Raw genomic sequence first — 7852 nt, forward strand, 5'->3', positions numbered from 1 at the left:
GCGCGGGCCGCCTATCGGCGGTCGACCGCCGGATCGGGGGCGCCGAGGGTGTCGCCCTCGACGAACTCGCAGGCCAGGAGTCGTTGCTGGACGCCGTCGGCGCTGCCGTCGATGACCGCGGTCAGCACCTCGACCGACTGCCGGCCCATCTCCTCGCGGGGGATGTGGAACCCGGTGAAGGCGGTGTCGGTGGGCACCGGCACCGTCGGGTCGCCGAGCGTCAGGATCGACAGGTCACCGGGTACGCGTAGCCCGCGTCGGCGGGCGGCCGACTCCAGCGCCACGGCGGTGGCGAAGTCCTCCACGAAGACGACGGTGCTTCCGTCGGCGCCCAGGTCGTCCAGGACGGCCTCGGCGTCGCGCGTCGGGCCGGTCAGGCGGCGGGCCGACTCCGCGTCCGGTGCGGCGGCGTCGAACCCGCGCCAGCGGTCGGCAGAGGACTCGGCGGTGGCGTCCACGCCCAGGTAGGCCAGTCGCCGGTGCCCGCGTGCCAGGGCCCGCTCGACGAGTTGGCGTACCGCTGCGGCGTAGTCGGTGCCGACGTAGGGGACCGGCCCTCCGGCGTCGTCCCGGCGGCCCACCGCGACGTACGGGTAGCCGTCGCGGTTGAGCCGGAGCAGTTCGGTCCCGTCGATCTCGCGGCCGAGGAGGATGCACCCGTCGGCCAGGCGCAGCCGGTTGTCCCGGTGGAAGATCCGTCGACGCCCGTCGACCACCGGTGCGCTGGTGAACAGCAGCAGGTCGCAGCCGACCCGTTCGGCGTACTCCTCGATGCCGAGCAGGAAGGGGTGGAAGAAGTCCCGGCTGCGGCTGGGGAACGCCGGCTCGTAGGTGAAGACGCCGATGATCCGGTTGAACCGGGAGGCGAGCCGGCGGGCGACCGGGTCGGCCGCGTACCCGGTCTCGGCGATCACCCGCAGCACCCGGTCCCGGGTCTCGGGGGCGATGCGTACCTCCGCGTCGGCGCGGTTGTTGAGCACCAGCGACACGGTCGCCTGGCTGACGCCGGCCATCCGTGCGATGTCACGTTGAGTGACGCGTCGGGGTGCAGGGGGCACGGGGGAGTCCTTCCACTGCCGCTAATGCGTATTAGCGTTCGGGCTGGGAAGGAGCTTCGCGGCTGAACCCGATCGATGTCAAGAGGGTGACGCCAGATTTCCGGCCGATGAACTCCCTGAACTAATGCGGATTAGTGAGCGCCCACAGCGGACTCGTGCACGCGATGTGGTGCGCTGGGGTGCCCTCGCCGCCGGCTCTTGACAGCGCCGCCCCCGGGTCGCAGTATTCAAGAACCCGACATCGCTAATACGTATTAGCGCCGACCATCAACGCCGTGTGGCTCCCCGCTGTCCACGGAGAGCTACACGGAGCGTGACTGTTTGCTGCGTACGTGACCGGAGGCGGTCCCGGCCGGTCTCAGGCCCGGCCGGTGACCAGGTACTGCATCTGGTGCTCGTGGTTCGGCGCCACGCCGTACCGGCGGTCCAGCTCGTAGATCGACGTCAGCGGAACGGCCGTGACGTCCGCCAGGCCCGCCTCCTCCAGCACCGCCACGGTCTTGTCGATGGAGGTCGCGGTGGCCAGCGGCAGTTCGGCCTGCACCTGGCTGTCGTAGTGGCCGGTGAAGTTCTCCGAGGCGTTGTCGAGGCCGTTCGGGAACCAGGTGCTGTCCACCACCGCGACGAGGCCGCCGGGACGCAGCAGACGGATCCAGTTGGCCACCGCGGTCTGCGGCTCGCGCAGGGTCCACATCAGGTACCGGCTGGTGACGGCGTCGAAGCTGCCCGCCGGGAAGTCCGGCGCGACGGCGTCGCCGAGTTGGATGACCGGGCCGTCGGTGACGGCGGCGGCGTGCCGACGGGCCTCGGCGAGCATGCCCTCGGACAGGTCGGTGCCGGTGACGCGGTGCCCGAGACCGGCCAGGACCATGGCCACCTGACCGGTGCCGGTGCCGACGTCGAGCACGTCCAGTGGCGCGGCCGGCAGGGTCTGCGACCAGATCTGCGACCAGGCCCGCTGGTCGTCGACGAAGCGGTCGGGGCGCTGCTGGTACTCGTCGTAGGCGGGCGCGCGGCCGGTCCAGTAGGCGTTGATGCGTTCCTGCGTGGTCATGCCGCAGTCCTCTCGTCGATGCTCTGGTGGATCGGGTGGAACAGCAGATGGACGGCGCCGTCGAGGTCCAGGCGTCGGATGCCGATGCCGTAGACGGGTTCCAGGACGGCGGGGTCGAGGACCTCGTCGACGGTGCCGGTGGCGGCGACGCCGCCCGCGCCGAGCAGCACCAGGTCGTCGCAGTAGTGGGCGGCCAGGTTGAGATCGTGCAGCACGACGACCGAGCAGGTGTCCAGCGTGCGGACCAGGTGCAGGATCTCGTGCTGGTAGCGGATGTCGAGATGGTTGGTGGGCTCGTCGAGCAGCAGATGGGTGGCCTGCTGGGCGAGCGCGCGGGCGATCAGCACCCGCTGCCGCTCCCCGCCGGAGAGCTGGGCGAACGCCCGCCCGCTCAGGTGCGTGGCACCGACCCGGCTCAGGCAGTCGGCGGCGATCTCGTGGTCGGCCCGACCGGCCCGCTGGAACGTCGACAGGTGCGGTCCCCGGCCGAGCAGCACCAGCTCCGCCACGGTCAGGGCGGTCTCCCCGCCGGTCTCCTGCACGACCACGGCCAACCGTCGCGCGGCCTCCCGGGCGGGCAGGGTGGACAGCGTGTCGCCGTCCACCGTGACCTGACCGGTCCGGCTGCGCAGGGCGCCGTAGAGCAACCGCAGCAGCGTGGTCTTGCCGCTGCCGTTGGGCCCGATCAGACCGAGGACCCGACCCGGCCGGGCCGTCACGCTGACCCCGTCGATGACCGGGTTCGCGCCGTAGCGCCAGGTGACGCCGGTCGCCTCGATCACGGCTGCTCCCGGAACCGCTGCACGATCCGCTCCAGGCCGTCGATCGACAGCGGCGTCGGCGGCTCGGTGAAGTTGAACAGCTGCGTCATGACCTGGCCGTTGCGGACCGCGCTGAGCTGCTGCGCGCCCGGCAGTCCGGTGAGCCCCTGCTCGACGGCGCGGGGGTCGCCGTCGCCGTAGAGCAGGATCAGCACGTCCGGGTTGCGGCCGAGCAGTTCCTCGACGGTGACCTCGAAGACCCGATCCTTGACGTCGCCGAAGACGTTACGGAAACCGGCGGCCTCCAACTGCGGGTGGGCCATGCTGCCGGTGCCGTACGCGTACGTGGTGCCGCCGCCGACGGTCGGGTAGAGCACCGCCGCGGTACGCCCGGACGAGTCGCCCGCCTCGGCCTGGACCTTCGTCATCCGGTCCTTGAGCGCGGTGACCGCAGTCGTCGCCTCGGCCTGGCGGCCGAACACCCGGCCGTACGTCTCCATCTGCCGGTAGATGTCGTCGAAGCTCGGTACGGCGGTGCTCTCCGGGCACATCGCCGGCTCCTCCAACAGCGGGATGTCCACCGCCTCCAGGGTGTCGCGGGAGAGGTTGTCGACCTCGCCGAGGACCAGGTCGGGCTCCTGGCTGATCACCACCTCCTTGGAGATCTGGAGGTGGCCGCTGGTGTCGGTCTTGTCGGTCAGCAGCGGGATCCGGTCCAGCTCGGCCTGGGTCGCCGCGTCGTAGTACTCCTTCGGGTACTGCCCGGCGCGGGCGGTGGCCCGGTCCAGGACGCCGAGCGCGTGCAGGTACGGCACGGCGGCGCTCTTGAGCAGCACGACCCGCTGCGGAGGAGCGTCGAAGGTGACGTCCACGCCGCAGTTGGTCACCGTGACCGGATAGCCGGGACCGGCCTCGGCCGGCCCGTCGGGGGCACCGCCGCAACCGGCGACGAGCAGCACGCACGCGGAGGCGGCGGCGGTGGCGAGGCGGCTTGCCTTCAACATCGGTTCTCCTTGACGGGTGGGCTCTTCAGGCACCGGAGGCGTGCAGGCGGCGGATCAGGACCAGCAAGAAGGGAGCGCCGAGCAGGGAGGTGATGATGCCGATCGGGATCTCCTGCGGCGCCAGCAGCACCCGGGCCAGCACGTCGGCCCAGACCAGCAGGATCGCCCCGAGCAGCGCGGCCACCGGCACCACGCGGACGTGCGGCGCGCCGACGATGCGCCGGGCCAGGTGCGGCACGACCAGGCCGACGAACCCGATGCTGCCGGCGGCGGAGACCAGGATGCCGACGCTGAGCGAGACCAGCACGAGCAGCCGGAGCCGGAACCGGTCCGGCGAGACGCCCAGGGTGTGCGCGGTCTCGTCGCCGATGGCCAGGACGTCGAGTCGCCGCCCGACGACGGTCAGGTAGCCGATGGTGCCGATCAGCACCACCGCGGCGATCAGCAGCAGGGCGTTCCAGCGGGCCAGGCCCAGCGACCCGAGGAGCCAGAACATCACCGACCGGGCGCCCTCGGCGGAGCCGGAGGCGAAGATCAGGAAGCTGGTGGTGGCGTACAGCGCGTACCCGACGGCGACTCCGGCGAGCAGCAGCCGGATGGAGGTGACCCGGCCGCCGCTGCGCGCGATCAGGAAGACCAGCAGCGACGCGCCGAGCGCGCCGACGAACGCGCTGGTGGAGAGCGCGTACTGGCCGAAGCCGGCGCCCGCGCCGAACAGGATCGCGGCGGCCGCGCCGCTGGAGGCGCCGGAGTTGATCCCGAGCAGGTACGGGTCGGCGAGCACGTTGCGGACCATGGCCTGCAACGCCACCCCGCAGACCGCGAGCCCGGCGCCGACCAGCATGCCGAGCAGGACCCGGGGCAGCCGGACCTGCCAGACGATCGCCTGCTGCGGCCCGGTCCAGGTCACCTCGCCGGGCACCCCGACGAGCTGGTGCCCGATGATCCGGGCCACCGTGAGCGGGGGTATGCCGATCGCCCCGGCGCCGACCGCGACCAGCCCGGTCAGGACCAGGCCGGTAGTCAGCGCGAGCAGCCAGAGGCCGGTCCGGCGACGCTGCGCCGCCACGCCGAGCACGTCCGTCCGGCTCGTCGGCAGGGTGGTGACGCTCACCGCACTCCCACGCAAAGTCGTTGTTCTTGCCAAGTCTTTGCAAAAACTAACACCATGATCATGCCAGCGGAAGGCGGATGAGTCGTTGTTCACCCGCCGCTCGACCCGGCGTCGCGGCGCGGACATCACACCGGCGCGACGGTCGTCGGGCGCGATCCGGACGCTAGGATCCGAGACGGTACTGGTTCGCCCCGGCCGTCCGGTCGGAGCGTCGTAAGAGGGAACCCGGTGTGAATCCGGGACTGCCCCGCAGCGGTGAGTGGGAACGACCGCCGTCACACGCACTGGACACCTGTCCGGGAAGCGACGGCCAGTAGGAGACCGGCCCAGCCGGTCGCGCCCACGAGTCCGAAGACCTGCCCGTGCCGCGTGCGCAGCCGCGCACGCCGCCGTCGGCCTCGCGGGAGGGCCAGGGCGAGGCCGGTCGTCGCGCCGTGCCCTCCCCAGCCTTCCCCGGAGCCGTACCGCCGGACCTCGAGGGAAGGGAACCCTGGCGACATGACCACTCCGTTCGGCACGAGCACCGTGCTCGGCTATCCGCGCATCGGTCCGCGTCGTGAACTCAAGACCGCGGTCGAGGGCTACTGGGCCGGCCGCGTCGACGAGCCGACCCTGCGGGCCACCGCCGCACAGGTACGCGAACAGACCTGGCGTACGTTGCACGACGCCGGCCTGTCCGCCGTACCGTCCAACACGTTCTCGCTCTACGACCACGTGCTCGACGCGGCCGTCACGGTCGACGCCGTACCCGACCGGTTCCGCCGGCTGGGCCTCGGCGAGCTGGACACCTACTTCGCCATGGCGCGCGGCACCGCACAGGAACCGCCGCTGGAGATGACGAAGTGGTTCGACACCAACTACCACTACCTGGTGCCCGAGATCGGCCCGGACACCGCCTTCGCCGCCCGTGCCGACAAGCCGCTCACCGAGTACGGGCGGGCCCGGGCGCTCGGCATCACCACCCGTCCGGTCCTGGTCGGCCCGGCGACCCTGCTGCTGCTGTCCAAGCCCACCGCCGACGCGCCCGCCGGGTTCCGCCCGTTCGACCGGCTGGACGACCTGGTCGACGTCTATGCCGAGCTGCTGTCCGCGCTCGCCGACGTCGGCGTGCCGTGGGTGCAGCTCGACGAACCGGCGTACGTCGGCGACCGGTCCGACGCCGAGATCCGCGACCTCGGTGCCGCGTACGCCCGGCTCGGCGGGCTGGCCCACCGCCCCCGCCTGTTCGTCGCCGCCTACTTCGGCGAACTCGGCGACGCGCTGCCCGCGCTGCTGGACACGCCGATCGAGGCGATCGGCCTGGACCTGGTCGCCGGGCCCGGCGACCTGGACCGGCTCGCCGGCCACGGCGCGCTGCCGGGCCGGACCGTGGTCGCCGGGCTGGTCGACGGCCGCAACGTGTGGCGGACCGACCTGCGGGCCGCTGCGGCCGTCGGCGCCACCCTCACCGGGCTTGCCGACACCGTCGCCGTGTCCACCTCCTGCTCGCTGCTGCACGTGCCGGTGGACCTGGCCGCCGAGACCGACCTCGACCCTCGGCTGCGCGAACGGTTGGCGTTCGCCCGGCAGAAGGTGGACGAGGTGGTCGCGCTCGGCCGGGTGCTGCGCGACGGGGTGGGCGAGCTGCCCGCCGCGCCCCCGCCGGTGCCGTGGCAGTGGCGCGACGACGGGGTCCGCGCCCGCCTGGAGGCGCTGCGGCCCGAGCACACCCGACGCGGCCCGTACCCGCAGCGCGCCGACGCCCAACGCCGCCGCCTCGGGCTGCCCACGCTGGCGACCACCACCATCGGGTCGTTCCCGCAGACCGAGGCGCTGCGCCGGGCCCGGGCCGAGCACCGGGCCGGTCGCCTCGACGCGGCCGGTTACGCCGAGCGGATGCGGGCCGAGATCGCCGACGTGGTGGCCGAGCAGGAACGGCTCGGGCTGGACGTGCTGGTGCACGGCGAGCCGGAGCGCAACGACATGGTGCAGTACTTCGCCGAACACCTCGACGGCTTCGCCGCCACCGCCCACGGCTGGGTCCAGTCGTACGGCTCCCGGTGCGTACGCCCGCCGATCCTGTACGGCGACGTGACCCGGCGCGCACCGATCACGGTGACCTGGTCCCGGTATGCCCAGTCACTCACCGACCGCCCGGTCAAGGGCATGCTCACCGGCCCCGTGACCATCCTGGCCTGGTCGTTCGTGCGGGTGGACCAACCGCTGGCGGAGACCGCCCGGCAGGTCGCGCTGGCCCTGCGCGACGAGGCGCGGGATCTGGAGGCGGCGGGCATCCGGATCATCCAGGTCGACGAGCCCGCGCTGCGGGAGCTGCTGCCGCCGCGCCGTCGGGACCACACCGCCTACCTGGACTGGGCGGTGGCCGCCTTCCGGCTGGCGACCAGTGGCGTCGCCGACGCCACGGCGATCCACACCCACCTGTGCTACTCGGAGTTCGGTGAGGTGCTGCCCGCCATCGACGCCCTGGACGCCGACGTGACCAGCATCGAGGCGTCCCGTTCCCGGATGGAGATCCTCGACGACCTGGACACCGTCGGCTACACCCGGGGGATCGGGCCGGGTGTCTACGACATCCACTCGCCCCGGGTGCCGGATACGGCCGAGGTGGTGACCGCGCTGCGCCGGGCGGCGGCGGTCGTCGACCCGCAGCGGCTCTGGGTCAACCCGGACTGCGGGCTCAAGACCCGGGGCTACGACGAGGTCCGTCCGGCCCTGACCGCGCTGGTCCGGGCCGCCGCCTCGGTCCGCGCCGAACTTGCCGCCGAGGGCGGGCCGACGAGCGACTCCTGACCCGGTGGCGTCCGCCGGTGGGGGCCTCCTGGACGGCAAGGAACTGGTGCTGCTCGGCCCGGACGACGAGG

6 protein-coding genes and 1 riboswitch are annotated in these 7852 nt (G+C 72.6%); of the genes, 1 reads left to right on the plus strand and 5 read right to left on the minus strand.

Annotation, left to right across the window (positions count from 1 at the left end; translation table 11 throughout):
* Positions 1–11 precede the first annotated feature (11 nt).
* The 5 genes from ACWDVW_RS29935 to ACWDVW_RS29955 all read right to left on the minus strand — a co-directional run bounded on the left by ACWDVW_RS29935 (position 12) and on the right by ACWDVW_RS29955 (position 4991).
* A complete protein-coding gene (locus ACWDVW_RS29935; protein WP_449955576.1) occupies positions 12–1058 on the minus strand; it encodes a LacI family DNA-binding transcriptional regulator in 1047 nt (348 codons plus the stop codon).
* A 358-nt stretch (positions 1059–1416) separates the two neighbouring features.
* Positions 1417–2112 carry a class I SAM-dependent methyltransferase gene (locus ACWDVW_RS29940; RefSeq protein WP_449955579.1) on the minus strand — a complete coding sequence of 232 codons (696 nt, stop codon included), beginning with the start codon at positions 2110–2112 and terminating at the stop codon, positions 1417–1419.
* Positions 2109–2894, minus strand: coding sequence for an ABC transporter ATP-binding protein (locus tag ACWDVW_RS29945; protein ID WP_449955582.1), 786 nt, complete (start codon positions 2892–2894; stop codon positions 2109–2111). The genes ACWDVW_RS29940 and ACWDVW_RS29945 overlap by 4 nt, the downstream gene beginning before the upstream one ends.
* Positions 2891–3877, minus strand: coding sequence for an ABC transporter substrate-binding protein (locus ACWDVW_RS29950; protein WP_449955584.1), 987 nt, complete (start codon positions 3875–3877; stop codon positions 2891–2893). Before ACWDVW_RS29950 ends, ACWDVW_RS29945 begins: the two co-directional genes overlap by 4 nt.
* A 25-nt stretch (positions 3878–3902) precedes the next feature.
* Positions 3903–4991: a FecCD family ABC transporter permease gene (locus ACWDVW_RS29955; RefSeq protein WP_449955587.1), complete on the minus strand. Its 1089-nt coding sequence runs from the start codon at positions 4989–4991 to the stop codon at positions 3903–3905.
* Between the two features lie 165 nt (positions 4992–5156).
* Positions 5157–5369, plus strand: a riboswitch (cobalamin riboswitch).
* A gap of 120 nt (positions 5370–5489) precedes the next feature.
* On the opposite strand from ACWDVW_RS29955, the gene metE reads away from it, so the two are divergent.
* Complete coding sequence (metE, locus tag ACWDVW_RS29960; protein ID WP_449955590.1) at positions 5490–7781, plus strand: 5-methyltetrahydropteroyltriglutamate--homocysteine S-methyltransferase; 2292 nt, start codon at positions 5490–5492, stop codon at positions 7779–7781.
* Positions 7782–7852: the final 71 nt, after the last annotated feature.

It is taken from the genome of Micromonospora sp. NPDC003241, assembly GCF_053589795.1.

What these genes read in the sequence shown, in the direction of transcription:
- metE (WP_449955590.1), top strand. Translation starts at nt 5,490, where the DNA reads ATGACCACTCCGTTCGGCACGAGCACCGTGCTCGGCTATCCGCGCATC.
- ACWDVW_RS29940 (WP_449955579.1), bottom strand. Translation starts at nt 2,112, where the DNA reads ATGACCACGCAGGAACGCATCAACGCCTACTGGACCGGCCGCGCGCCC.
- ACWDVW_RS29950 (WP_449955584.1), bottom strand. Translation starts at nt 3,877, where the DNA reads ATGTTGAAGGCAAGCCGCCTCGCCACCGCCGCCGCCTCCGCGTGCGTG.